The organism is Mesorhizobium huakuii, assembly GCF_030160235.1.
Classification (GTDB): domain Bacteria; phylum Pseudomonadota; class Alphaproteobacteria; order Rhizobiales; family Rhizobiaceae; genus Mesorhizobium; species Mesorhizobium huakuii.
Genome location: NZ_BSNY01000057.1, coordinates 57065 through 81161, shown reverse-complemented (window position 1 = coordinate 81161; position 24097 = coordinate 57065). Strand labels below are relative to the sequence as shown.

The window sequence follows — 24097 nt, the reverse complement described above, 5'->3', positions numbered from 1 at the left end:
TATTGGACATGGGCGCGCCAATGCCCAGATATAGCTGCGGCGCGCTGGGGGACGGAGCGAGCTTATGGCTGATCAGAAGACAATCGGCTTCGTCTTCATCGAAGGTTTTGCCGACTGGGAATATGGCTTGCTGGCCGCCTCGGCGGTTGAGTGGTTCGGCGCCCGCGCGGTGTCATTGAGCCCTGGAGGCAAGCCGGTGACCGGGATCAGCGGCTTTCGGCTGACGCCCGACCGATCGGCCGGCGTCGACGAGAACGCCGACCTCGACGCAGTCGCCGTCATCGGTTCCGACCAGTGGGCGGGCAAGGCGCCGCCGGATGTCGCCGAACTGCTCGATGCCGTTGCAGCGCGCGGCGGTGTCGTCGGCGGCATCTGCGCCGGCACGCTGGCGCTGGCCCGGGCCGGCATGTTCGAACAAGCCAAACATACCAGCAATGGCCGCGACTGGATCAATGGGCACGAAGCCGGCTATGCCGGCGACGGCAACTATCAGGACGTGCCGCATGCCGTCGCCGACGGAAAGATCGTGTCCGCGCCCGGTTCGGCGCCCGGGACCTTTGCCCTTGCCTTTCTGAAGACGCTCTATCCCGAAAGAAGCGGCGATCTCGCGCAGATGCGGACGCTGTTTGCCAGGGAATATGCTGAAGCCTCCTGACAGTATGCTGTCAGGAGTGACGTGCGATGATGAGATAATGCGCATGGCCGGCCGAGAGAACGACCGATGAAAAGCTGGAACGACAGGCTGAACACGCCTGGCATCAACGGCGTGAAACCGACGCCGCGCACGGTCGGTGATGTGGTCGAGGGCCAGCCGATGCTGGTGCCGACGGCTCGCCAGGTCGACGATTTCATCCGCTCGATTCCCAAGGGCGTCGAGATGGATATCCGCGCGCTGCGCACGGCCCTTGCCATCGAACACGGTGCCGAAGTGACATGTCCGGTGACCATCGGCTATCATCTGCGCACGGTTGCCGAAGCCGCCAGGGAAGACCTTGAGCGCGGCATGACACTGAACGACGTCGCGCCCTTCTGGCGCGTGCTCGATGCGAAGGCGCCGACAACGAAGAGACTGTCCTTTGGCGCGGAGTTCGTCGCCGCCCAGCGCAAGCGCGAAGGACTGAAACCGTAATGCATGTCGTCTTGAAAGCAGGCCCGGTTCCGGGACCACGGCATGCATGGAGCAATTCCGGGAAAAGTGCGCAGCGGTTTTCCGTCCGGAATTGCGCCAAAGCAACGAGACAGGGTGGTTCACCGTTTCCATGAGACGATGAACCGCCCCAGCAACAACACTGGGGAAGCAAACGATGCGCCGCGCCGACAGGCTCTTTCAGATCGTGCAGCATTTGCGGGGTGGCCGTCTGGTCACCGCCCAGAAGCTCGGCACGTGGCTCGAGGTTTCCGAGCGAACGATCTATCGCGACATAGCCGACCTGCAGTCGACCGGCGTGCCGATCGACGGCGAGGCTGGCGTCGGCTACATGATGAGGGAGGGCTTCGACCTTCCGCCGCTGATGTTCACGCGTGACGAGATCGTTGCGCTGGTGGCCGGCGCGCGCATGGTGCGCGCCTTTGGCGGCGCCGCCATGGCACGCGCCGCCGACGAGGCGTTGGTCAAGATCGGCGCGGTGCTGCCCGATGCCGAGAAGGACCGCATCGCCCGCACCGAGATCCACACGCCGATGTGGGTGGTCAGCGATGCCGCCCGCGAGGCGATCGATCTGATCGAGCGTGCGGTCGAAAAGCGCCAGGTGCTGACCATCGACTATTGCGACGAGGCCGGGCGCGGCACCGCGCGCGACATCAGGCCGCTCGGCCTATGGTTCTGGGGCAAGGTGTGGACGCTGGTTGCCTGGTGCGAGATGCGCGACGACTTCCGCGCCTTCCGCATCGACCGCATCGCCTCGGTGGTGATCGCCGGCCGCATCTTCAAGCCGGAGCGCGGCAAGCAGCTTGCCGACTTCTACCGGGCCGTGGAGCGCAGCGAGGATTACGGCATGGCGCCGGACCGGGTGGCGCGAAGCTGAGATTGCATATGGAATAAAAAAGCCCGCTCGAAGCGGGCTTTTTTCATGGACTGTCGCAGACCTTACTCGTCGTCAGCGTCTTCGTTCTTCGACTTCAGCGCCGAGAGCTTGGCGAACACGGCGTTCGCGTCGAGTTCGGCATCCTCGTCCTTCGGCTTTTCTGGAGCCGGCACCAGCCGCTCGGTCAGGGCCGCCGGCAGCAGCGTGTCACCGACCGGCTGCGCCTGTTCGCGGCCGCGCGAGGCGCGGTTGACTTCCATGTCGAGGTCGATCTGCGAGGCGAGACCCAGCGTCACCGGATCCATCGGCTGCAGATTGGCCGAATTCCAGTGCTTGCGTTCACGGATCTGCTCGATCGTCGACTTGGTGGTGCCGACGAGACGCGAAATCTGCGCGTCCTTGAGTTCGGGATGGTTGCGCACCAGCCACAGGATCGCGTTCGGCCGGTCCTGGCGCTTCGACAGCGGCGTGTAGCGCGGGCCCTTGCGCTTGGATTCCGGCACCCGCACCTTGGGGTCGGAAAGCTTCAGGCGCTGGTTCGGGTCCTTCTCGGCGCGCGCGATCTCGTCGCGGGTCAGCTGCCCGGTCATGATCGGGTCCATGCCCTTGATGCCTTGCGCCGATTCGCCGTCGGCGATCGCCTTGACCTCGAGCGGATGCAGCCCGCAGAACTGCGCGATCTGCTCAAAGGAGAGCGCGGTGTTGTCGACCAGCCAGACGGCGGTCGCCTTGGGCATCAACAGCGTATTGGCCATTAGAAAAATCCTTCTCGTTCGCCCGCGTTCCCGCGCGGGCGGTGGTTTAGAGCCACCAAAATGGGAAATTCGCGGCCTGTATAACCGTTCCCTTGCCGTTTCGCAATGTTTTTGGAAGCGCGGCCGCCCCGATGGGTCCGGGAACCGGCAAGCACGTTCGCATGACTGGGCCGCAGTCAAAGGGACGGGTACTTTCGAGCAGGACGCAGAGGCGAAGCGTGCGCTCCTGGACGAAGCATGGCAGTTGCCTGAATGCCAAAAAGACAAAACCCGCTGGACAAGGTCCAGCGGGCTCGGAACCGGAAACGGGGAACGTCTGCGACGGCTCTACTTCTCAACATGAGCCCGGCCATGCGGCCGGGTCATGCTCGCGATTAGATCGCCTGGCGGGCGATCCGTTCGATGTCGGCGCGGTTGATGCCGAGATCGCTGAGCTGACGTGCGTTGAGACGGTTCAGTTCGCGCACGGTCTCGTTGTACATGCGCCAGTTACGGAAAGCGCGGATCGGGTTCATGATAGTCCTCCTGAATGGGGTGTTCGTTTCGATGCTGCACAGATAGTGATCATCGATGAGGACTTGAACGGCCGATTTTGCATAGCAATGATGCAAATGCTGCATTGCACCATTAAGCCTCTGTTCATCTTGTAGGCAGGGGCGAAGGGCGCTGTCCCAGGTCGTGTCGAGATTCCGGTCAGGCCGAGTCGGAGTCGAAGACGGGCGCGAAGCGACCAAAATGGTTGATACCGAGAACCGGAGCGGAGCGTACTTTTCGTACGCGAGCTCAGTTCTACTGCGGCGCAGTATAACGGGGAAGCGCAGGCCATTTGCAGGCCGGCCTCACCAGAATATCGATACGTCCTAGCCGACGTCGAGCACGATCTTGCCGATATGCTCGCCCTCCTCCATCCGCTCATGCGCACGCCAGGCATCGGTGAGCGGGTAGATCATGTCCATCACGGGTGCGACCTTGCGCGTGCCGAGCAGCGGCCACACCTGTGCCTCCAGAGCCGCCGCGATCGCCGCCTTGAACTCGACGGTGCGCGGCCGGAGCGTCGACCCCGTATGGGTCAGCCGCTTGACCATGATCTTGGAAAAATCGGCGCTGGCGACAGCGCCGGCCTGCACGGCGATCTGGACGATGCGGCCCTCGACGGCGGCCGCCTCGTAGTTTCGCTGGACATAGTCGCCGCCGACCATGTCGAGGATGACATTGGCGCCCTTGCCTTCCGTAGCCTCCTTGACCGCCGTGACGAAATCCTCCTCGCGATAGTTGATCGCGCGGTCGGCACCGAGCTTCAGGCAGGCGTCGCATTTTTCCCTGGATCCGGCGGTGGTGATGACATAGGCGCCGAAGGCCGAAGCCAGCTGGATCGCCGTCGTGCCGATGCCGGACGAGCCGCCATGCACCAGCAGTGTCTCGCCCTTCTTTAGGGCGCCGCGTTCGAACACATTGTGCCAGACGGTGAAATAGTTTTCCGGCACCGCCGCTGCTTCCGTGTGGGTGAAACCGGCGGGCAGCGGCAGCACGCTGCCGGAGTGAACCTTGGCATATTCGGCATAGCCGCCGCCGGGGGTGAGCGCGCACACCCGGTCGCCGATGCGCCAGCGCGATATCTCGTCGCCAAGGGCAGCCACCTCGCCCGACACTTCGAGGCCCGGCAGGTCCGACGCACCGGGCGGCGGCGGATAGGCGCCCTTGCGCTGCTGCACGTCGGGCCGGTTGACGCCGGCGGCATGAACCTTGATCAGGATCTCGCCTGGGCCGGGCAAGGGGACGTCGCGTGTCTCCGGTTTCAGCACCCGTGGGCCACCCGGTTCCGAGATCGCGATTGCCGTCATCCTCGCCGGAATTTTCTGTCCGCTCGCCATGAAGTTTCCCGTCTTTCCTCGCCGCATTCTTACCGGCTGTTTGCATCGACGCCCTTGCCCTATGTATGCTGATTGCCAAATCAGGCAAATGGCCAATCTGGTGTGGCGGAGGAGGAGCAGCGATGGCGATCTTCGACGACGAACCCAAGAAGAAGGCACGCCCGCACGAGATCGGGCAGGATCTGTCGCTGCTTTCCGTCGGTGAACTGTCGGAGCGCATCGGCATCCTCCGCGACGAAATCGCCAGGCTGGAAGCGGAGCTCAAGGCCAAGGACAACACCAAATCGGCCGCCGAGGCACTGTTCCGCCGCGGATAGGCAGACGCGCGGAACAGCCTGCCGCCGAAAAGCCCGAATGCGACTGTCTTCAGACCTGCGCCCCTCCCAGAGTTCAGCCGGATCAAAAAATGCTCGCATCCTACCGACCGATCCTCTCCCTGCTTCGCGGCACTGCCTTTCTGCTGGCGGCATCGGGTCTGCATGGGCTGCTGCTGCCCCTGCGCGGCCAGGTGGAAGGGTTCTCGACGGCATCGCTTGGCTTGATGGGCACGGCCTGGGCCGGCGGCTTCGTCACCGGCTGCTTCTTTGCCCCGCGAATCGTGCGCCGCGCCGGGCATGTGCGCGCCTTCGGCGCCTTTGCCGCGTCCGGCGCCATCGTGGCCCTGCTCACTGGCCTGGTCATCGACGAATATGTCTGGATCCTGCTGCGCGCCTTCACCGGCTTCACCATGGCCGGCGCCTTCATGGTCATCGAAAGCTGGCTGAACGAGAAGGCCACCAACGAGAATCGCGGCACCGTCTTCGGCCTCTATATGATGGTCACCTATGCCTCGATCATGGGCGGCCAGATGATCGTCGCCGGCGGCGACGTGAAATCGGCGTCGCTGTTCATGATCACCGGCATCCTGTTCTGCCTGTCGCTGATCCCGACCGCGGTTTCGACGGCGTCGCACCCCAAGCCGCTGCAGGACGTCAAGCTCGACGTCAAGGGGCTCTACGCCAACTCTCCTGTATCGGCGATCGCCTGCGTCTTGATCGGCATCGCCAACGGCGCCTGGGGCACGCTTGGTGCCGTCTACGGCGCCCGCATCGGCATTTCCACCGCAGAGATCGCCTTGATGATGAGCCTTGTCGTCGTCGCGGGTGCTGCCATGCAGTTGCCGGCCGGGCGTCTCTCCGACAAGACCGACCGGCGTTTCGTGCTGGCCGGCGCCGCTTTCGGCGCGGCGCTGTTCGCGCTCCTGATCTTCCTGTTCGAGCCGCGGTCTGGCATCTTTGTCATCGTCTTCACCGCTGCCTACGGCGCTTTCGCCTACACGCTCTATTCGATCGCCGTGGCGCATGCCAACGACCACGCCCGGGCCGAGGACTTCGTCAAGGTGTCGGGCGGACTGCTGCTGCTTTACGGCTTCGGCACCATGATCGGGCCCTTGCTGGCGGCAGCGCTGATGGGCTGGATGCGCCCGGAGGGCCTGTTCCTGGCGACCGCCTTCGCGCATCTGTCGCTGGCAGGCTACACGCTGCTGCGCATCAGCCGCCGCGCTCCGGTCCCGATCGGCGATCGCGACGCCTTCAAGACGCAGCCGGCCGACCGCTCGGTGACGCCGGAAGCATTGCGGCTTGATCCAAGAAGAAAAGCAGAAGCAGACAGTTGAGATTCGAAAAACTTTGCCTCACAAATGAGGCATGATGTTTTCCGACGCCTTCATGGCGATCGCCGACCCCAATCGGCGCCACCTTCTGGAAGAACTTCGACGCGGTCCGAAGACCGTCAACGAGTTGGCGGCTGGGTTGCCAGTCTCACGCCCGGCCGTATCACAGCATCTGAAAGTCTTGCTCGATGCCGGGCTGGTCAACGCCAAGGCTGAAGGCACGCGGCGCGTGTACACGGTAAGCAATGCCGGCTTCCTGAGACTCAACATCTGGCTCGATCAATTCTGGGAAGCCTGACCGGTTCTGGTCGCCGCTGAGCAATTCCTTTCAGGTCCTTTTGTCCAGAAAGGCGCCGAGCAAATCGAGCAATACCCCCGTCCCGTGCTCGCGCGTCGACGGCGTGTCATGGCCGTCGAGGAAAGCGCCCTGCTCGGTCAGCACCAGCCGCGTGCCCTTGCCCTCGGCAAAAAGCTCGATCGTGGCCAGCGACACGGAGAGGCGGGTTTCACCGAACAGCATGTCATAGCTGTAGACGATACGCTGGTCCGGCACGATGTCCTGATAGGTGGCGGTATAGACATGGATCGGACCGTCTTTCGGCCCGCCGGCATTGATCTCCTTGCCGCCGACGCGAAAGTCCATTTCAAAACGGCCGGGCATCGGATTGTCGGGATCGGTGAACCAGCGCCGCTTGGCGTCCGCGTTGCCGAGCGCGAAGAAGACTTTCGATGGCGGCGCCGGATAGAGACGCTCGATGATGAAGGTGGAATGGACGACGGATCGTTCGGTCATAGGTGTCTCCTTCAGTTTTCGTCTTTGGTTTGCGCCAGAAAATCGCCGAGCCGATCCAGCCGGCGTTCCCAGGAGAGGCGCCGCTCGTTGATCCAGTGTTCCGCCGCCCTCAGCGCCTTGGGCTCGATCTGGCAGGTACGCACCCGCCCAATCTTTTGCGTGCGCACCAGGCCGCTCGCCTCCAGGAGGTTCAGATGCTGGACAACAGCCGACAGCGACATCGCCAGCGGCTCGGCCAACTGGCTGACCGAGGCCGGTCCGCGCGACAGCCGGTCGACCATCTGCCGCCGCGCCGGATCGGCAAGCGCCTGGAACATCAGGTCGAGCTGGGCGGGATCGTGCAGCATCGCGGTCAGCCGTTATTGTAGGGGAAGAACTTGAAGTAGGGCTGCGCCTCCTCGATCACCCTGGCAAAGGCGGGGCGCTGCAGCAGGCGGTCGTGGTAGCGCTTCACGGCGGGATATTTGTCGCCGAACGGCTCGACCTTGTTGGCATAGAAGAGCGCCGGAGACGCCGCGCAATCAGCCAGGGTGAAAGTCTCGCCCACCGCCCAGGTCCTCGATTGCATCTCCTGCTCGACGATGGCGTAGGAATTGCGCAACTGGCCGCGTGCCTGCTCGACGCCGAACGGATCGGTTTTGTCCTGCGGCCGCAACCGGTCGCCGACGATCTTCTGCATCGGCTCCTGCACATAGAAATCATAGAAGCGGTCGGCCTGGCGGACCGCCAGCGCCAGGTCGATGTCGGCGGGAACGAGGTCGACCGGCCCCGGATAATGCGCGGCCAGATATTCCACGACGATGGTCGATTCCAGCACCGTGCGGTCGCGCGCATCGTCGCGCAGCGCCGGCATCTTGCCGTTCGGCGAGATCTTCAGGAAGGCCGCTCGCGAGTGCTCGTCGCCGAGATCGACGATGGCCGGGTTGAAGGCGGTGGCGTTCTCGTAGAGCGCGATCAGCGGCTTCCAGCAGAAAGAGGCCAGCGGGTGGAAATGCAGCGTCAGGGACATTCTTTGCTCTTCCGTTTCGGGGTTCGTCGATCGGCGGGAGATCAACACTGAAGCATTTGCTTAACTATTGTGACATGCCTCGTTCGTCAAGACCGCCCGCGAGGTCTCAATTGGACTGGATATGCGCGACGATGGCGGCTTCCATCTCGGGCCAGTCTTGCGGATGCAGTTCATGACCACCGCCCGCGACGCGAAGGAGTTTCGCGCCGGCGACCGTTTTGGCCAGCGCCTCGCCATGTTCGACCGGAAAGATCGGATCCGATGTGCCATGGATGACCAGCAGTGGCGCCGCCATCTCCGGCAGCCGGCCCTTCCATGCATCGCCACCCTTGAGTGAAAAATGATTGGTCGCGCTGAGGAACCCGCGGGACCGGTCGTAATCCTGCTCGATGAAGGCTCTCATCCGGACCTCGTCGAACGGATGTGTCGTGCTGGCGATCGCCTGCGCATCCTTGACCACGAAATCGACCACCTGGCGGCGGTCCGACCAGTCGACATCGGCGCCCGCGGCCGAATGCTCGATATAGGCGTCGGTTGTCTGCGGCAGATGCGAGGTGTCCATTCCCACCGGCGAACTGCTGATCACCGTCAACGACGCGACGCGGGAGGGATGCTTGAGCGCCACGAGTTGCGCGATCATGCCGCCCATCGACATACCGGCGACATGGGCCTTGCCGATGCCATGGCTGTCGAGCACACCAATCGCATCGTCCGCCATGTCGTCGAATGTGTAAGGCGGCTTGCCCGGTGGATATTTGGTCGAACGGCCGGTATCGCGATTGTCGTAGCGGATGACATACAGGCCGGTATCAGCCAGCTCCCGGCAAAACGCCTCTGGCCACCACAGCATCGAAGCCATCGCGCCCATGATCAAAAGCAGCGGGGGATTTTCAGGATCGCCGAAGGCTTCGGATTTGATCACGGGGCGATTGATCGTCGTCATCACTCATTCTCCTAATCTGATTGCATTTTGCAATCGGTTGCACCATAATAAAACTGATACGATAATGCAACTGGTTTTGCGTGGAGAGAATCGAATGAGCCTCGATCGCCGGTCCGGCTGCCCGATCAACCTGTCGCTGGAAGTGTTCGGCGACCGCTGGAGCCTGATCATCCTTCGCGACATGATTTTTGGCGGCCGGCGGCATTTCCGCGAACTGCTCAACGGATCGATTGAAGGCATTGCCTCCAACATCCTTGCCGACCGGCTGAAGCGGCTGATGGAATTGGGAATGCTGACCAAGGCCGACGATCCCAGTCACAAGCAGAAGGCGATCTACAGCCTGACCGAGATGGCCATCACGCTGGTGCCGATCCTGGCTCATCTCGGCGCCTGGGGCCGCGTCTGGCTGCCGACCAGCGAGGAACTCTCGATCCGCGCCGAGTTGCTGGAAAAGGGCGGACCGCCAATGTGGGAGAAATTCATGGACGAGTTGCGCCATGAGCATCTGGGCATGCCGCTCGACACGGCATCCGGTCCTTCTGTCCGCGCGACCCTGCAGGCCGCCTATCAAGCCGTGGTGGCCGGCAAGGCTCCCGGCGCCAGCCCGGCCGCGTAACCAACTATTTTCCCCCGTTGAGAGGCCGGCTCTGCTAGAAGAAGCGGAAACCACAATTCACGGGATTGGATAAGGTCTTGGTTGAGAACTCTCGGGATGCCGCCCGCGCGCGCGCCGATCTGCGCTTCAAGAAGCAGGAAGAGGCGGCGACGGTTCGCCAAAAAGCAATGGCCGAATATGCGGCGGAAAGCGACGCCCGCAAGGCCAAGACCGACAAGTTGCGGGCTCTGCGGCTGGCTAAGGAGGCCGAAGACCTCGCCAACGCACCGGCGGCGCCCGCCAAGAAGCCTGCCCGCGCCAAGAAGAAATAGCCGCACGGCCCTTCGGCAACCCGACCTGGCCGGCCGGCACTGTTCGCCTGTCGATCCAGCCGCTCGCCGGCGTCGTCCTGGGCAGCGGCCCTTCATCCCGCCGCTTCACAAGAAGCAATTTCAACCGAAACCGGGATTGCTTCGGCCGGCTGGCCGCCGATGATATCCCTTACCAACAGGAGATTGCCATGACCGCGCTGCCGCTCGAAAAAGCCAGGCAAATCATCGATGCCGCCTTCGCCAAGGGCGCCGATCTCAAGCTCAAGCCGCTCGGCGTTTCCGTGCTTGACGCCGGCGGCCATCTGGTCGCCTTCGAGCGCCAGGACGGCGCCTCGTTCCTGCGCCCGCAAATGTCGGCGGGCAAGGCCTATGGCGCGCTGGCCATCGGCATGGGTTCGCGCAAGGTCGAGGCCTTCGCCAAGGAGCGCCCGCATCTGGTCGCCGGCATCTCCGACGTGTCGGGCGGACGCGTGCTGCCGGTCGTCGGCGGCGTGTTGATCCGCGACAAGGCCGGCACCATTGTCGGCGCCGTCGGCATTTCAGGCGACACGTCGGACAATGACGAAGCCGCGGCCATCGCCGGCATCGAGGCTGCCGGCTTCACCGCCGATCCGGGCTGAGTATTTAGTTGAGGTTGATGTCCCGGCTCGCCGACCGCATCGACACCGCGAAACCGGCCATCACATCGAACAGCGCGATGATCATCAGCGTGAAGAAGATCGAATGCGCCGCGCCCTTGACCAGCAGGAATTCGACCAGGAAGGCGACGAAGACCAGCGTCGACAGCAGATGGTCCATGATCGAGGCGCTGGTCGTGCGCGCCGACTTCACCATTTCGAGGAACAGGAAGATCAGCCCGATCAGTATCATCAGGTCGCCGAGCGTCATCGAGAACACCCCGCCCGACATCATGCGGAACGAAAAGATCTCGCTCGCCCACGGGTCGTCACCGCCGCCGAAAATTCCGAGCAGGCCGAGATTGTAGAGAATGAAAGGCACGATCAAAAGCGGGACGGCACCGAACATCTGGCGTCTCCATATGGGGCACCTTCTGTAGAATGCGCCACAGCCACGCCGTCAAGATTTTTCGTAAAAAGCCGCAAACACGGTCGAAGACCGGATGCAACAACCGTGTCAGCCGACATGGAGCAAGCCTGAGACAGAGGTCAGCGCTTGAAGGAGCCGGCGCGCGCTGCACGCCAGTGAGATGGCAGGCTGAGCCTGGGCCGCGGCCATTGGGTTCGCCAAACGCAAAGGACCGGCCAGAGGCCGGTCCTTTGTAACTCAACCCTTCAAGAAAGCTGGTCTCAGCTTTCCTTGGGGGTCAGCACCTGGCGACCGCGATACATGCCGGTCTTCAGGTCGATGTGGTGCGGGCGGCGCATTTCGCCGGAATTCTTGTCCTCGACATAGGTCGGGGCCTTGAGGGCGTCGGCCGAGCGGCGCATGCCGCGCTTGGACGGAGAGGTTTTGCGTTTCGGAACGGCCATGGATATGCTCCATTACATGGTCAAACGCCCCGCCCGCCCTCGTGAAAGGGCCATGTCGGGGCCTAAATCTGAGAAAGTCGGGTGCCTATACACGCCTGACACCGTTTTGGCCAGCACTGCGGTGAATTTTTTTGAGTCGGCTAGGTTGGGGCGTGTTGAGGTTCAGGTCGGGCCGAGCCGAAAACGACGGATACCGAGAACCGGAGCGGAGCGCACTTGAAGTACGTGAGCACCGGAGGCGCAGGTATTCGCCGTTTGCAGGCCGGCATCACCTGAACGTCGACATGCCCTACTCGAGACAGCCGACATAGGCGCCTGACCGGCCGGCACGCCGCTCGATCAGATTGGCCAGCCTTCTCAAGCCCGGCCCGGGTTTTGCCGGATTTCGGGCGATCGGGTTGGGCAAGGTGACGGCGAGAAGTGCGGCCTGCCTTCGCGACAGCTGTTTCGCCGAAATGCCGAAATGGTGCTGCGCCGCCGCCTCGATACCGTAGATGCCCGGGCCCCATTCGGCGATGTTGAGATAGATTTCCATGATGCGGCGTTTCGACATCACCGCGTCGAAATAGATGGCCAGCGGCAGTTCGACGACCTTGCGCACCGAGCCCAGCGGGCGCGACCAGAGAAAGAGGTTCTTCACCGTCTGCATGGTGATGGTCGAGGCGCCGCGTGTCGCCTCGCCGGCCAGCGCATCGTCGACGACACCGCGCAATTCGCCAAGATCGACGCCGCGGTGGAAGCAGAACTGCCCGTCCTCCGACATGATGACGGAATGGGCCAACACCGGCGCGACATCGTCGATCGACACCCAGCGCCGGTCATAGCCGGAGAAGGTCGCCAGGTCCTTCAGCATCAGCGTCGACACCGGATGCACGAAGAACGGCAGGTAGAGGAAGGTCAGCACTGTCGGGATGAGCGCCAGTACGGCGGCCACGACAAGGCCGCGCCGGACCCAGCGCCTGAGACCGCGGCGGTTCACGCCGCGCGGTCTCGTCGCCATGTCCAGCTTTTCGGTTTCATGATCGACGATCGGTTCCGCCAAGCCGCCCAACCCGTGCTTCTCCTTGCTCCGGCATAATGGCGCTTGCCTTCTTGCGCAACGTCTGAGTGTCGGCTACCGGTCCCGATCATGACGAATGACGACGAAATGGCGTTCGAAATGGCGCTCATCAGGCGGGCGGCGGCCGTCGAGGTGCTGCTGCGGCGCTTGCTCGACGATCGCCCGCTTTCGGGCGAGATCGCGCGGCCCGATCGCCTGATGGCGGCGATGCGCCATGGCGTGCTGAACGGTGGCAAGCGCCTGCGCCCATTCCTGGTCATGGAAAGTGCGGCGCTGTTTTCCGTCGATGGCGAAGCAGCACTGCGTGTCGCGGCGGCACTCGAATGCGTGCATTGCTATTCGCTGATTCATGATGATTTGCCGGCGATGGACGACGATGATCTGCGCCGCGGCCAGCCAACCGTGCACAAGGCCTTCGACGAGGCGACCGCGATCCTGGCCGGCGACGCCTTGCTGACGCTGGCCTTCGACATCGTTGCCTGCGAGGCGACTGTCCTGCCGGCGGAGCGGCGAGCGGCCTTGGTGCTGGCGCTTGCCCGTGCGGCCGGTGCCGGCGGCATGGTCGGCGGCCAAAAGCTCGACCTCGAAGCCGAGCAGACACCGCCCGACGAGGCCGGCATCATAACGCTACAGGCGATGAAGACCGGCGCCCTGATCCGCTTCGCCTGCGAGGCCGGCGCAATCATCGCCGGTGCTGCGGCCGAGGACCGCGAAAGACTGGCTGAGTTCGGCTCGGCGATCGGCCTTGCCTTCCAGCTTGCCGACGACCTGCTCGACCTGACCGCCGATGCCAGCCAGATGGGCAAGGCGACCGGCAAGGACGCTGCCGCCGGCAAGGGGACGCTGGTGGCGCTGCATGGCGCGAATTGGGCACGCAGCCAGCTGCACGGCCTTGTCGGGCAGGCCCACGCGCTGCTCGACCCCTATGGCGACCAGGCGGCGCTGCTGAAGGAGGCTGCGACCTTCATCGCGACGCGCAACAGTTGAGTGCGGCCCCCCCAATGTCGGTGCGGGTTGACACAAATGGGAGATCCACCTCGATGTCGGCCAATCTGTTCGATCTCACTGGGCGCCGGGCACTGGTAACCGGCTCGTCGCAAGGCATCGGGCTCGCTCTGGCCAAGGGCCTGGCACAAGCTGGCGCAAGCGTGGTCCTCAACGGTCGCGACGCGGCAAAGCTTGGCGTCGCGGCGGCGCAGATCCCCGAAGCGCAAACGCTTGCCTTCGACGCGACCGATCATGACGCGGTCCGCGCCGCGATCGACAATTTCGAGCTGTCCGGCGGGCCGATCGACATATTGGTCAACAATGCCGGCATGCAATTCCGCACGCCGCTAGAGGATTTTCCCGCCGAAGCGTTCGAGCGCCTGCTGCAGACCAATGTCGCCAGCGTCTTCCATGTCGGCCAGGCGGTCGCGCGCCACATGATCAAGCGCGGCCGCGGCAAGATCATCAACATCGCCTCCGTGCAGACCGCACTTGCCCGCCCCGGCATCGCCCCCTACACGGCGACGAAAGGCGCGGTCGGCAACCTGACCAAGGGCATGGCGACGGACTGGGCCAAACACGGCCTGCAATGCAACGCCATCGCCCCCGGCTACTTCGACACGCCGCTCAATGCAGCCCTCGTCGCCGACCCGGCTTTCACCGGCTGGCTCGAAAAGCGCACCCCGGCCGGCCGCTGGGGCAAGGTGGAGGAACTGGTCGGGGCCTGCGTATTCCTGGCCTCCGACGCCTCGTCCTTCGTCAACGGCCATATCCTCTATGTCGACGGCGGCATCACCGCATCGATCTGATCTTCCGCGCCGCCGTACGGACGAGCAATGGCGCTGGTCGCGCGAACGAAATCTTAATGTAAATGAAGCGTAATCCCGGTCGTTAAAATAATGCGTATGTGTCGGGGTTGCGCATGCCGGAATATTCTTCCTTCATCCGGTTTGTCCGGATTCGCTATCTTTCAGGATTGCTGATTTTCGCGCTGGCTTCCACGGCCATCATGGTTGCGCTCAACCGTGTCAATTCCTTCCGTCATGAGGTCGACGCGCTGAGCAGCAACCTCGTCGTCTTCACCCGCGACCTGCGCAATGCGACCAGCTTCGCCGAGACCACCGGTTCCGCCTGGCGCAACGAAACGCGCGATGCACTCACTGCCTCGGCCCGCGACCATTCCGCACGCCTGACCAGCGAGATCGACACGCTGACCGCCCAGTTCGCCGCGCTGCGCTCGCGTCTGTCGGCCAAGACCATCAATGAGCTCGAAACCGCCTCGGTCAACGGCGACCTGTTCTGGTCGGCGCACGACATGGTGCGCAACTTCAACCTGATGTCGATGGCGCAGAAGGCCGATGAATGGAGCTATCGCGAAATCCGCAACCAGAACGACCTGTTCGTTCAGCCGATGCTGGTCCGCGTCCGCACCGCGATGGATGAAGAGCGCCATCTGGCCGACGCGTCCAGCGACCGGTTGCTGTTGTGGGCGAGCGGCCTGTTGTTCGGCGTCCTGGCCATCGTCGCCTTCTGGATCTTCCGGCCGATGGAGCAGGCGATCCGCCGCGCCTTTGCCCAATCGGCCGAATCCCTGTTCAAGGCCGAGGCCGCCGATCGCGCCAAATCGGAATTCCTGGCCAATATGAGCCACGAGATCCGCACGCCGATGAACGGCGTGCTCGGCATGGCCGAACTCCTTGCCAAGACCGAACTGACACCGCGCCAGAAGACGTTCACCGACGTCATCGTCAAATCCGGCAATGCGCTGCTCACCATCATCAACGACATCCTCGATTTCTCCAAGATCAATGCCGGACAGCTCACCCTGGACCCTGCCCCTTTCCGTCTTACCGAAGCGGTCGAGGATGTGGCGACACTGGTCTCGGCACGCGTTGCCGAAAAGAACCTCGAACTGATCGTGCGTGTCGATCCGCGCCTGCCGGCCCATGTCGTCGGCGACGCCGGCCGCTTCCGGCAGATCGTCACCAACCTGGTCGGCAATGCGGTGAAGTTCACCGAGAAGGGCCATGTGCTGATCGATGTCGGCGGCGAAACCGTCAACGATGTCGTGCAGCTCAGGCTGCGCGTCGAGGACACCGGTATCGGCATCCCGGCCGAGAAACTGCAGAACGTCTTCGAGAAATTCGCCCAGGTCGACGGCTCCTCGACCCGCCGTCACGAAGGCACCGGCCTTGGCCTTGCCATCGCCGCCCGCCTCATCGACCTGATGGCCGGCAAGATCGGCGTCGAGAGCGAGATCGGGCGCGGCTCCGTCTTCTGGTTCGCGGTGCCGCTGCCCGTGCATCATGCCGAGGCTCGCGACGCGATCGTGCCGGTCGACGTCACCGGCGCGCGCGTGCTGGTGATCGACGACAATCCGGTCAACCGCGAAATCCTGCTCGAGCAGCTCAGAAGCTGGAGCTTCGACTGCGCCGCCGCCGAAAGCGGCGCGGTGGGGCTGGCCTTCCTCGATCGCGCCTGCCAGCTGGGCGCCAGCGTGGACTGCATCATCCTCGACTACCAGATGCCCGGCATGAACGGCGCCGATGTCGCCCGGGCCATCGCCGCCGACAGCCGGCTGTCGGCCATCCCGATCGTCATCCTGACCTCGGTCGACCAGGTCGATTTCGGCAAGATGATCATCGATTTCGGCATATCGGCGCATCTGACCAAGCCGGCGCGTTCGGCGGTCCTGCTCGGCACGGTCATCTCGGTCATCCAGAAGGCCCGCTCGCAGGTCGGCAAGGCACAGTTCATCCGCGAACCGGTCCAGCCGAAGCCGGTGCCGCAGGCGGCACCACCCGCCTTCACGGTCATCCGTGGCCCCGCCATGCCGGTCATGGCAGCGCCGGAATCGACCGCCACGCCGAACGGCCCGATCGACATCCTCATCGCCGAGGACAATGAGGTGAACCAGCTGGTGTTCGGCCAGATCCTCAACGGGCTCGGTCTGAGTTACCGCATCGCCGGCAACGGCCGCACGGCGGTCGAGATGTACCGGTCGCTGCATCCGAAACTGATCCTGATGGATGTCTCGATGCCCGAGATGAACGGCTACGAGGCGACCCGCGCCATCCGGGCGATCGAAACCTCGTCGGGCGGTCACATCCCGATCGTCGGCGTCACCGCGCACGCGCTGAAGGGCGATCGCGACAAGTGCATCGAGGCCGGCATGGACGACTATCTGCCGAAGCCGGTTTCGCCCGACCGCCTGGGGACGAAAATCGGCACCTGGCTCAGCGAAACGGTGGTGGCCAAGACGGCGTGAGTTATAGTCCCGTCAGGCTGCCAGATCAGCGCAGCCGACCGATCGGGATGATTTCCGCAGAGGTGTCAGCGTAGGATTCGCCCTGCCAGTCGCCGAACCATTGCTCCACCAGCAGGCCGGCGTCATCCAGCATCCCGGCGATATCTTCCCTTTTCGGAAACCCGATTTTCGATTCAGCGCCCAGAACCGGTCCGCCGCCGGGAATCTCATAGAATGTCGAATAGGTGACCACCGCACTGACGGCATCCCAGTCGGCCTCATACCAGGCCCTGACGATACCAAGGCTGGGATGCTCCACCATCCTTTCGGAGCGTTGCGGCGTCCATTCCTGCCATGCCTCCGCGACGGGATTTCGCGTGTCGAAGATGAAGCGCCCACCGGGCCTGAGATGTTCGGCGATGGTACGCAGCACCGCCCGCTGATCCTCTTCGGTCAGGAAAACCTGGAACGCGTGACCGGTCAGCAGCACCAGATCGAACCGTTTTTCGAGCCGCACCGTTCGCGCGTCGGCAACAACCCAGTCGACCTTGTCACCGCCGCTCCTGCGTCGCGCGACGTCGAGCATGGCCGATGCGGGATCGACACCGGTGACGTTGCACCTCTGGGCCATTTCGGCAGCCAGTTGACCAGTGCCGCAACCAAGATCGAGGACCGAGCCGCCATCCCGGGCAAGACGGATGCAATAGTCGAAATCGGCGCGGCCATCCTGATTCTCGATGTCGTAGAACTGAACGAAGTCGGGATCATTGTAGATCAAATCGGTCATGTCGCCGCCTATAGCCCAAATGCTTGCCACGCCCGACAGGCATAATCCACGCCGCCGATGACGTTGCGGCCTTGCTCTGCCCCATACTCAGCCGGACGCCTCCAGACGATAGCGGCGCATCCAGTCGAGGCTCGTCTCGTCGGCGAGCTTTGCGACGCCCGGCCGGATGTCGCCGGCATTCGGCGGCGGAGCGCCGAGAGCCTCGCAGATGCCCAGCAATGCCGCCACCGGATCGGCGGAGAGACGATCGTAGCCAACCCGCAGCGGCGTTATGCCTTGCGCCGCGAACCAGATGTTCCACGCCGTGTCATAGGCTTCGAGTTTGGCAAGCTCGCCTTTGATCCGCTCGAAATCATATTGGGGTTCTTGCGCCGGTGCGACCCTTTCGATCTCGGTGCCGTCCGGCGCGATGTGCCAAAGACCGGTCTGCTGTGCCTTGATCAGCGAGATCGCCTGCGCGAGCTTGTTCTCGCGCGACAGGTGGATGTAGAGGGTGCGGCCAAAGGCCTTTCCGAAACGCGCTGCGTCCGACGCCAGCCCCGGGAAAATCCGGTCGAGGATGACCGAAAGTTCATCCAGGTTTTCGCGCATCAGGCGCAGGCCGAAGATGCCTGTCCCGCCCTTGCCGGCGGTGATTGCCGCATCGAGATAGGCAACGTCGAATTCAAGCTCGCCCATCGTGTCGCGGGCTGGCAGTTTCCACTCGTCGGCCCACTCCGACACGTCCTGCCGCCGATAGAAGGAGTGAGGATCGCCTGACGTCCCGGTGGATGCCAGAAGCTTGCACAGCAAAGTGCTCCCGGTTCTCGGCGTGCCGCAGATAATGTAGGCGTCGAACATCACGTTGCCCCGTCGTCCATCGCAGGCAGGGGCAACCCCAGCCAATCCAATGCCGCCTATAATTGAAATCGTTGCTGAATGCGACGGGCGCACTCCAACGGCGTGAGCAGGCTGGTGTCGACTTCGAGGTCGTAGCTCATCCCAGCGTGCACGCGTCCACATTGCCAGCGCGCCAGCCCCGGCAACCTGTCCGCGCGCCGGGCCTCGCGGGCTTCCAGAACCTCCAGCGGCGCCATGACGCCGACCAGATGGAGATCGAAGGCCGACAGCAGCGCGACATAGTCCGACAGTTCGCCATTGCACAGCACATCGTCGACGATCAGGTCGTTGCCTTGCCCGGCCATGGCGGCGATGGCGTGGCGCATCCCGCGCAGGCTTCTTTCGCCCACGGGTCCGGCCCGGATCATGACCGCGGGCTTGCCGTCCTGTCGGACGGTTTCGTAGGAGAAGCCGTCGGCATGGTTCTGCAGGGCATCGGGCAGCATCTCGAGGAAACTGTCCATCTGGACATGCAGGAAAGGCGCAGCGGTTATCGTCTGCAACGCCCTGGCGATCGAGCTTTTGCCGGCACTGCCGACGCCATTGAGCAGAACGATCCTGGCTGTCATCGTCAAACGCCTCTCTCGGACCGGAACACCAAGCCGGCTTCAGGCCTATCGGTTGCGCACCACCACGCACGCCCCGCCGACGCTTTGCAATTTCTGGCAGATGACATTGGCGGCGGCACGATCGTCGATCCCGATCCTGACCGCGTAGATGCCGCGCCGGCCGATCGGCGTGCGCACCCGGCTCACCACCGGATCATGGCCGGCAAGCAGCGCCGGAAACCGGCTCCTGACCCGCAGCCACTGGCTGACAGCGGCACTGCGGCGGAAATTGCCCGCCACCTGGACGCCCCATGGTTTGACGTTGATCGAGGCCATCGCAACGGTCTGCGACATGATGACAGGCAGTTTTCGGCAGGCGACGGCAAAATCCGTCTTGGCATCGAGCGGCTCGATTTTTCCGGCATAGGCGGGGTCGGTGAACTTGTCGACCGGCTCGCCCATGACGTCGAAGACATAGCTCTCGGTTTCCATCGGCAGGAAGCCGCCCGAGCCCAGCCAGCGCGATACCCGGCTTTCGCCGGCATTGTAGGCGGCCGCCGCCAGGCCGAGATTGCCGTAGCTGGTTTTCATTTCGGCGAGATATTTCGCTGAGGCCGGGATCGCCTGGTTGATGTCGAAGGAGTTTTCGAGCCCGCGCATCTTGGCGGTGCCCGGCATGAACTGGGCGATGCCCTCGGCGCCGACGGGGCTGACGGCATTGGGATCGAAACGGCTTTCCTTCCAGATCAGCCTGGCGAAGAAATCGCGTGGCAGGCCGTTCTGGTCGGCATGGGCCTGGATCAGGTTGCAGACCTTGTCGATCAGCCGCTGCTTGGCCGATTGCGGCGGATCGGCCTGGGCAAGCGTCGACCAGGCCATGCCGAACAGGAAAACCAGCGCCGCCCGGAGGAAGCGCCGTATTGACCGCTGAGCCCGTGTCGAAAGTCGCGCCGGCGCGCCAGCTGATGGTGGCTTCGAGAACCGGAGCGCAGCGGACATTTGGTCCGTGAGCACCGGAAGCGCAGAAGGCGCCTTCAGGTGGCCGCCGGAGTAGAGTTTCGGCATGGGCTCATTCTGCCGCGGCTTTGCCGCCACGCCCAAACCTCTGCTCGATATAGTCGGTGACCATTTTCTCGAAATCCGCCGCGATCGACGGCCCGCGCAACGTCGCCGCCTTCTTGCCGTCGACGAAGACGGGCGCCGTTGGCGTCTCGCCGGTGCCGGGCAGCGAAATGCCGATATCGGCATGCTTGGATTCGCCGGGGCCGTTGACGATGCAGCCCATCACCGCGACCTTGAGGTTCTCGACGCCGGGATATTTTTCGCGCCACACCGGCATGTTCTTGCGCAGGTCGGCCTGGATGTTCTGGGCAAGTTCCTGGAACACGGTGGAGGTGGTGCGGCCGCAGCCTGGGCAGGCGGCGACGATCGGCACGAACTGCCTGAAACCCATGGTCTGCAGCAGTTCCTGCGCCACCTGCACCTCGCGCGTGCGGTCGCCGTTCGGCTCCGGCGTCAGCGAGATGCGGATGGTGTCGCCGATGCCTTGCTGCAAGAGGATGCCCATGGCTGCGGACGAGGCGACGATGCCTTTCGAGCCCATGCCGGCCTCGGTGAGGCCGAGATGCAGCGCATGGTCGGAGCGCGTGGCAAGTTCGGTGTAGACGGCAATCAGGTCCTGCACGCCGCTGACCTTGGCCGACAGGATGATCTTGTCGCGGCCAAGGCCGATCTCTTCGGCCATCTCGGCCGACAGGATCGCCGACTGCACGATCGCCTCGCGCATCACTTCCTGCGCCGTCAGCGGAAAACCCTTGTCCTGGTTGTCGTCCATCAGCCGGGTCAGAAGCTCCTGGTCGAGCGAACCCCAGTTGACCCCGATGCGCACCGGCTTGTCGTGCTTGATCGCCATTTCGACGATATCGGTGAACTGCCGGTCCTTCTTGTCCTTGAAGCCGACATTGCCCGGATTGATGCGGTATTTGGCCAGTGCCTCGGCGCAGGCCGGATGATCAGCCAGAAGCTTGTGGCCGATATAGTGGAAGTCGCCGACCAGCGGCACATTGATCCCGAGGCGCAGCAAGCGCTCGTGAATGCGTGGCACGGCTGCGGCGCTCTCGTCACGGTCGACGGTGATGCGCACGATCTCGGAGCCGGCGCGGTGCAGTGCGGCAACCTGCGCGACGGTCTGGTCGATGTCGGCCGTGTCGGTGTTGGTCATCGATTGCACCACGACAGGCGCACGGCCGCCGACGACCACGCCGCCGACATCGACGCCAACCGAAGTGCGGCGGGGGAAGGGAAAGGAAAAATATCCGGTCATGCCGGCAGCCTTTTGTCTCTGGGGCCTGGCGCGTCCACTTGGACGCGCAAGCACTCCCCGGGGCCGATGCGCTGAAGTCCGGGCATGAGGTGGAGGAGCAAAGATGGCTTGTCAATGGCGACAGGTCGCCACTGGCAGCAATTGATCCCAGCCGGCGGCCTGAAACAGGACACGACGCGGCTATGCCGAGGCGCAAAAAGGGGGATCGGAAAGGATATTAGCTAAGGCTTATGACATGGGGCTGAAAATCAAACCACCTGCACCGGCGGCGGCTGCCGCCGGCAACGAGGACCGCATAGTGGCGGCTATGTCAGTCGGGCATCAATGCGTGGTCGGTTGCGCTTTCAGTTTCTCAATCGCATCCTTGAGTGCCAGCTTGCGTCGCTTGAGATTCACGATTTCGAGGTCGTCCACCGACGGGTGGTTCATCGCGTCATCGATTTCGCGTTCGATGTCGCCGTGTTTCCGCTGCAACTCATCAAGATGGGATGCAAGAGACATGATTGGTTCTCCCTTTCATGGTTTCCTCGATTGCAGCCGTCACCGCGCGTCCACCGCAGGTCGTTCTGTGACGGCACAATGACACTTTGCCACCTTCCGACTGTGATGTCGAATGCTGCGTGGTAGCATTCCACGACAATGTGAAATGTGATATGGGCTGCGCGCCGGTGGCAGAAATTGCCACCCCCGCCCAATCAGGCCCAGTCTTTGGGCCACTCAGACGTGCAGACGGTAGAGAATGTCCGATCAGGAACAGGCCGATATTCGCCTCGAATTTTCCCGGCTGAAGCAGGAACACGCCGATTTCGATGCGGCGATCAACGCGATGATCGCCACCAATTGCGACCCGCTGCAGATCCAGCGCATGAAAAAGAAAAAGCTGGCGCTCAAGGACCGGCTGATGAAGCTGGAAGACAAGATCATTCCAGACATCATCGCCTGAACGCTTCCCCCTATCCGCCGATCGAAAGCCTGCCGGCGCGATCACGCAGCAGGCCGATGAGACTGCCGGTCCGCTCCTCGGACGTGTCGATGGGAACCACCAGGCACATCGTCGCCTCGACCTTGCCCGGCGCTGAAAAGACCGGCACGGCAAGACACTTCGTATAGGCATCGACCAGCCCCGAGGTGACGCAGTAACCAGTCACCCTAGCCTTGGCGATGTCGTCGATGAAATCGTCGAGCCGCAGCTTGCGGCCGTCGGGCAGCACGAGATCGTCTTCCGACACCATGGCTTCGACCTCGGCCCGCTCCAGCCCCGCCAGAAGCAGCCGGCCGGACGCGGTCCAGGGCAGCGGTATCTGCAGGCCGGTGGCGGAGCTGATGCGGAACGGCCGGGTGCCCGGGCTGGAGTGGACGATCGTATATCGACCGCTCTGCAGCATGCACAGTTCCGAGGTCTCGCCGGTCTCGCGCGACAGATGGTCGACCTCCTGGCGCCCGCGCCGCAGCAGGTCGTTGCCGCGCACATAATCCATTCCATAGAGATAGAGTTTCTTGCCGAAATAGACGCGATTGCCGTCGCCCGCCATTTCCAGCAAGCCGGCGTCGACCAGCGACCGTACCAGCGTGTAGGTCGTCGAGCGGGGTGCGTTCACCCCCTTGGCAAGATCGCCAATGCCGATCGCCCGTTGCGTCTGGTGCAGAAAATCCAGGATCTCGAGCACCCGGTTGAGGCCTTTCTCGCGGGAGGCTGTCGTCTTTTCGTCGGCCGAAACGGCCAAGGCATTGCCATCTTGCATTGTCGATTCCTGGTGTTAGTATCTGTCTTGTACAGGATACATGCGTCTCTTGTAAGAGACAATCGCTTTGAAATCACCGACGTATGTCTTTCCTGTGCATGGGGAACACAACACGAAAGGAGGTCGCCGTGAACGACACATCCGGAAGACGTGATTTTCTGAAATTGGGAATGGCGGGACTGGCGACGGCCGGCGTGCTGGCGTCAGTCGATGCGCAGAAGGCGGCCGCCCAGGCCGCATCCGACAGCCTGCTGCGCACCGTGCTCGACCGCGGCAAGCTGATCGTCGGCACCGGCAGCACCAACGCGCCCTGGCATTTCGAGAACGATGCCGGCGAACTGGTCGGCATGGACATCACCATGGGGCGCATCCTGGCCAAGGGACTTTTCGACGATCCGACCAAGGTCGAGTTCGTCATGCAGGATCCGGCGCAGCGCATTCCCAACGTCACCACCAACAAGGTCGACATCACCATCCAGTTCATGACGATGACGGCGCAGCGCTCGCAGTTGATCAACTTCAGCCGGCCGTACTATGTCGAGGGCGTTGCGCTGCTGACGCTGCCCACCGCCGAGAACAAGACCTTCGACAAGCTGCTTGCCGGCGGTTCGGCGACGCGCATCTCCATCCTGCAGAATGTCGATGCCGAAAGCTCCGTCCATTATGCGTTGCCGCAGGCGCAGGTGCTGCAGATCGACACCCAGGCCAACGTGCTGCAGGCGCTGGAATCAAAGCGCGCCGACGCTGCCGCGGTCGATCTGTCCACCGTGCGCTGGCTCGCCTCGCGCAATCCGGACAAATATTTCGACGCCGGCAAGAGCTGGTATTCGATGCTCTACGGCGCGGCACTACGGCAAGGCGATCTCGACTGGCTGACCTTCGTCAACCAGACCTTCACCATCGCCATGTTCGGCCATGAATCGGCGCTCTACGACGCCGCCTTCAAGGATTATTTCGGCCAGGAGCCGCCGGCACGCCACCCCGGCTTCCCGGTCATCTGATCCCGGATCGCGGAAGGGCATTCCAGCCCTTCCGCGATCCATTCGACGGCCCTCACACCG

General features: G+C 63.3%; 30 protein-coding genes and 1 pseudogene. 14 read left to right on the top strand and 17 right to left on the bottom strand.

Annotation, left to right across the window (positions count from 1 at the left end):
• The first annotated feature begins 64 nt into the window (after positions 1-64).
• The 3 genes from QQK95_RS30735 to QQK95_RS30725 all read left to right on the top strand — a co-directional run bounded on the left by QQK95_RS30735 (position 65) and on the right by QQK95_RS30725 (position 2024).
• Positions 65-655 carry a DJ-1/PfpI family protein gene (locus tag QQK95_RS30735; protein WP_284278221.1) on the top strand — a complete coding sequence of 197 codons (591 nt, stop codon included), beginning with the start codon at positions 65-67 and terminating at the stop codon, positions 653-655.
• 66 nt (positions 656-721) lie between these two features.
• On the top strand, positions 722-1129 hold the full coding sequence (locus QQK95_RS30730; protein WP_284278219.1) for a hypothetical protein: 408 nt from the start codon (positions 722-724) through the stop codon (positions 1127-1129).
• Positions 1130-1304: 175 nt separating this feature from the next.
• Positions 1305-2024 (top strand): helix-turn-helix transcriptional regulator, encoded by a 720-nt coding sequence (locus QQK95_RS30725; protein ID WP_095201249.1) that lies wholly within the window; start codon positions 1305-1307, stop codon positions 2022-2024.
• Between the two features lie 62 nt (positions 2025-2086).
• Here the strand turns inward: QQK95_RS30725 and QQK95_RS30720 are convergent, their stop codons facing one another.
• The 3 genes from QQK95_RS30720 to QQK95_RS30710 all read right to left on the bottom strand — a co-directional run bounded on the left by QQK95_RS30720 (position 2087) and on the right by QQK95_RS30710 (position 4650).
• Positions 2087-2779 carry a DUF1013 domain-containing protein gene (locus QQK95_RS30720; RefSeq protein ID WP_044548374.1) on the bottom strand — a complete coding sequence of 231 codons (693 nt, stop codon included), beginning with the start codon at positions 2777-2779 and terminating at the stop codon, positions 2087-2089.
• A gap of 374 nt (positions 2780-3153) precedes the next feature.
• Positions 3154-3294 carry a DUF1127 domain-containing protein gene (locus QQK95_RS30715; protein ID WP_064987068.1) on the bottom strand — a complete coding sequence of 47 codons (141 nt, stop codon included), beginning with the start codon at positions 3292-3294 and terminating at the stop codon, positions 3154-3156.
• A 345-nt stretch (positions 3295-3639) separates the two neighbouring features.
• Entirely contained in the window at positions 3640-4650 is a 1011-nt protein-coding gene (locus QQK95_RS30710) for an NAD(P)H-quinone oxidoreductase (protein WP_284278215.1), read from the bottom strand.
• Between the two features lie 122 nt (positions 4651-4772).
• Here QQK95_RS30710 and QQK95_RS30705 point away from each other — a divergent pair, with 122 nt between their 5' ends.
• The 3 genes and pseudogenes from QQK95_RS30705 (at position 4773) to QQK95_RS30695 (ending at position 6599) form a co-directional block, all read left to right on the top strand.
• A complete protein-coding gene (locus tag QQK95_RS30705; protein WP_027047479.1) occupies positions 4773-4967 on the top strand; it encodes a DUF1192 domain-containing protein in 195 nt (64 codons plus the stop codon).
• Positions 4968-5044: 77 nt separating this feature from the next.
• A pseudogene (locus QQK95_RS30700) lies at positions 5045-6304 on the top strand (MFS transporter); the annotation flags it as partial.
• A gap of 31 nt (positions 6305-6335) precedes the next feature.
• Positions 6336-6599: an ArsR/SmtB family transcription factor gene (locus QQK95_RS30695; protein ID WP_010911936.1), complete on the top strand. Its 264-nt coding sequence runs from the start codon at positions 6336-6338 to the stop codon at positions 6597-6599.
• Between the two features lie 30 nt (positions 6600-6629).
• On the opposite strand, the gene QQK95_RS30690 is transcribed toward QQK95_RS30695, so the two are convergent.
• The 4 genes from QQK95_RS30690 to QQK95_RS30675 all read right to left on the bottom strand — a co-directional run bounded on the left by QQK95_RS30690 (position 6630) and on the right by QQK95_RS30675 (position 9046).
• Positions 6630-7094 (bottom strand): SRPBCC family protein, encoded by a 465-nt coding sequence (locus QQK95_RS30690; protein WP_284278212.1) that lies wholly within the window; start codon positions 7092-7094, stop codon positions 6630-6632.
• Between the two features lie 11 nt (positions 7095-7105).
• Positions 7106-7441, bottom strand: a complete 336-nt coding sequence (locus tag QQK95_RS30685) for an ArsR/SmtB family transcription factor (RefSeq protein ID WP_284278211.1) — start codon at positions 7439-7441, stop codon at positions 7106-7108.
• Between the two features lie 5 nt (positions 7442-7446).
• Entirely contained in the window at positions 7447-8103 is a 657-nt protein-coding gene (locus tag QQK95_RS30680) for a glutathione S-transferase family protein (RefSeq protein ID WP_284278210.1), read from the bottom strand.
• Positions 8104-8209: 106 nt separating this feature from the next.
• A complete protein-coding gene (locus tag QQK95_RS30675) occupies positions 8210-9046 on the bottom strand; it encodes an alpha/beta fold hydrolase (RefSeq protein ID WP_284278209.1) in 837 nt (278 codons plus the stop codon).
• Positions 9047-9140: 94 nt separating this feature from the next.
• Between QQK95_RS30675 and QQK95_RS30670 the strand changes: the two genes are divergently transcribed.
• The 3 genes from QQK95_RS30670 (at position 9141) to QQK95_RS30660 (ending at position 10593) form a co-directional block, all read left to right on the top strand.
• A complete protein-coding gene (locus QQK95_RS30670; protein WP_284278208.1) occupies positions 9141-9662 on the top strand; it encodes a winged helix-turn-helix transcriptional regulator in 522 nt (173 codons plus the stop codon).
• A 77-nt stretch (positions 9663-9739) separates the two neighbouring features.
• Positions 9740-9973 (top strand): hypothetical protein, encoded by a 234-nt coding sequence (locus QQK95_RS30665; protein ID WP_020629062.1) that lies wholly within the window; start codon positions 9740-9742, stop codon positions 9971-9973.
• A gap of 188 nt (positions 9974-10161) precedes the next feature.
• A complete protein-coding gene (locus tag QQK95_RS30660; RefSeq protein WP_284278205.1) occupies positions 10162-10593 on the top strand; it encodes a GlcG/HbpS family heme-binding protein in 432 nt (143 codons plus the stop codon).
• Positions 10594-10597: 4 nt separating this feature from the next.
• Here the strand turns inward: QQK95_RS30660 and QQK95_RS30655 are convergent, their stop codons facing one another.
• The 3 genes from QQK95_RS30655 to QQK95_RS30645 form a co-directional block, all read right to left on the bottom strand.
• On the bottom strand, positions 10598-10999 hold the full coding sequence (locus QQK95_RS30655) for a hypothetical protein (protein WP_064981146.1): 402 nt from the start codon (positions 10997-10999) through the stop codon (positions 10598-10600).
• A gap of 281 nt (positions 11000-11280) precedes the next feature.
• On the bottom strand, positions 11281-11463 hold the full coding sequence (gene rpmF, locus QQK95_RS30650; RefSeq protein ID WP_008834724.1) for a 50S ribosomal protein L32: 183 nt from the start codon (positions 11461-11463) through the stop codon (positions 11281-11283).
• A 289-nt stretch (positions 11464-11752) separates the two neighbouring features.
• Complete coding sequence (locus QQK95_RS30645; protein WP_284278197.1) at positions 11753-12514, bottom strand: biosynthetic peptidoglycan transglycosylase; 762 nt, start codon at positions 12512-12514, stop codon at positions 11753-11755.
• A 78-nt stretch (positions 12515-12592) separates the two neighbouring features.
• On the opposite strand from QQK95_RS30645, the gene QQK95_RS30640 reads away from it, so the two are divergent.
• From QQK95_RS30640 to QQK95_RS30630, 3 genes are all read left to right on the top strand, one after another.
• Positions 12593-13510, top strand: a complete 918-nt coding sequence (locus tag QQK95_RS30640; protein ID WP_284278196.1) for a polyprenyl synthetase family protein — start codon at positions 12593-12595, stop codon at positions 13508-13510.
• A gap of 53 nt (positions 13511-13563) precedes the next feature.
• Positions 13564-14319, top strand: coding sequence for an SDR family oxidoreductase (locus QQK95_RS30635; RefSeq protein ID WP_284278195.1), 756 nt, complete (start codon positions 13564-13566; stop codon positions 14317-14319).
• A gap of 113 nt (positions 14320-14432) precedes the next feature.
• A complete protein-coding gene (locus tag QQK95_RS30630; protein ID WP_284278193.1) occupies positions 14433-16778 on the top strand; it encodes a response regulator in 2346 nt (781 codons plus the stop codon).
• A 25-nt stretch (positions 16779-16803) separates the two neighbouring features.
• Here the strand turns inward: QQK95_RS30630 and QQK95_RS30625 are convergent, their stop codons facing one another.
• From QQK95_RS30625 to QQK95_RS30600, 6 genes are all read right to left on the bottom strand, one after another.
• Complete coding sequence (locus tag QQK95_RS30625; RefSeq protein ID WP_284278192.1) at positions 16804-17544, bottom strand: class I SAM-dependent methyltransferase; 741 nt, start codon at positions 17542-17544, stop codon at positions 16804-16806.
• Between the two features lie 87 nt (positions 17545-17631).
• On the bottom strand, positions 17632-18384 hold the full coding sequence (locus QQK95_RS30620) for a Stf0 family sulfotransferase (RefSeq protein ID WP_284278191.1): 753 nt from the start codon (positions 18382-18384) through the stop codon (positions 17632-17634).
• A 56-nt stretch (positions 18385-18440) separates the two neighbouring features.
• Positions 18441-18992, bottom strand: a complete 552-nt coding sequence (locus QQK95_RS30615; protein WP_284278190.1) for a phosphotransferase-like protein — start codon at positions 18990-18992, stop codon at positions 18441-18443.
• 45 nt (positions 18993-19037) lie between these two features.
• Entirely contained in the window at positions 19038-19892 is an 855-nt protein-coding gene (locus QQK95_RS30610) for a lytic transglycosylase domain-containing protein (RefSeq protein ID WP_284278263.1), read from the bottom strand.
• A 148-nt stretch (positions 19893-20040) separates the two neighbouring features.
• Positions 20041-21294 (bottom strand): flavodoxin-dependent (E)-4-hydroxy-3-methylbut-2-enyl-diphosphate synthase, encoded by a 1254-nt coding sequence (gene ispG / locus QQK95_RS30605; protein WP_284278189.1) that lies wholly within the window; start codon positions 21292-21294, stop codon positions 20041-20043.
• Positions 21295-21615: 321 nt separating this feature from the next.
• The gene (locus tag QQK95_RS30600; protein ID WP_010911953.1) at positions 21616-21795 is read right to left on the bottom strand and encodes a YdcH family protein; all 180 of its coding nucleotides are present in this window, start codon (positions 21793-21795) and stop codon (positions 21616-21618) included.
• Positions 21796-22033: 238 nt separating this feature from the next.
• On the opposite strand from QQK95_RS30600, the gene QQK95_RS30595 reads away from it, so the two are divergent.
• The gene (locus tag QQK95_RS30595; protein ID WP_010911954.1) at positions 22034-22237 is read left to right on the top strand and encodes a YdcH family protein; all 204 of its coding nucleotides are present in this window, start codon (positions 22034-22036) and stop codon (positions 22235-22237) included.
• Positions 22238-22247: 10 nt separating this feature from the next.
• Here QQK95_RS30595 and QQK95_RS30590 read toward each other — a convergent pair whose 3' ends face one another.
• The gene (locus QQK95_RS30590; RefSeq protein WP_284278187.1) at positions 22248-23036 is read right to left on the bottom strand and encodes an IclR family transcriptional regulator; all 789 of its coding nucleotides are present in this window, start codon (positions 23034-23036) and stop codon (positions 22248-22250) included.
• Between the two features lie 170 nt (positions 23037-23206).
• Between QQK95_RS30590 and QQK95_RS30585 the strand changes: the two genes are divergently transcribed.
• The gene (locus tag QQK95_RS30585; protein ID WP_284278262.1) at positions 23207-24037 is read left to right on the top strand and encodes a transporter substrate-binding domain-containing protein; all 831 of its coding nucleotides are present in this window, start codon (positions 23207-23209) and stop codon (positions 24035-24037) included.
• Positions 24038-24097 lie beyond the last annotated feature (60 nt).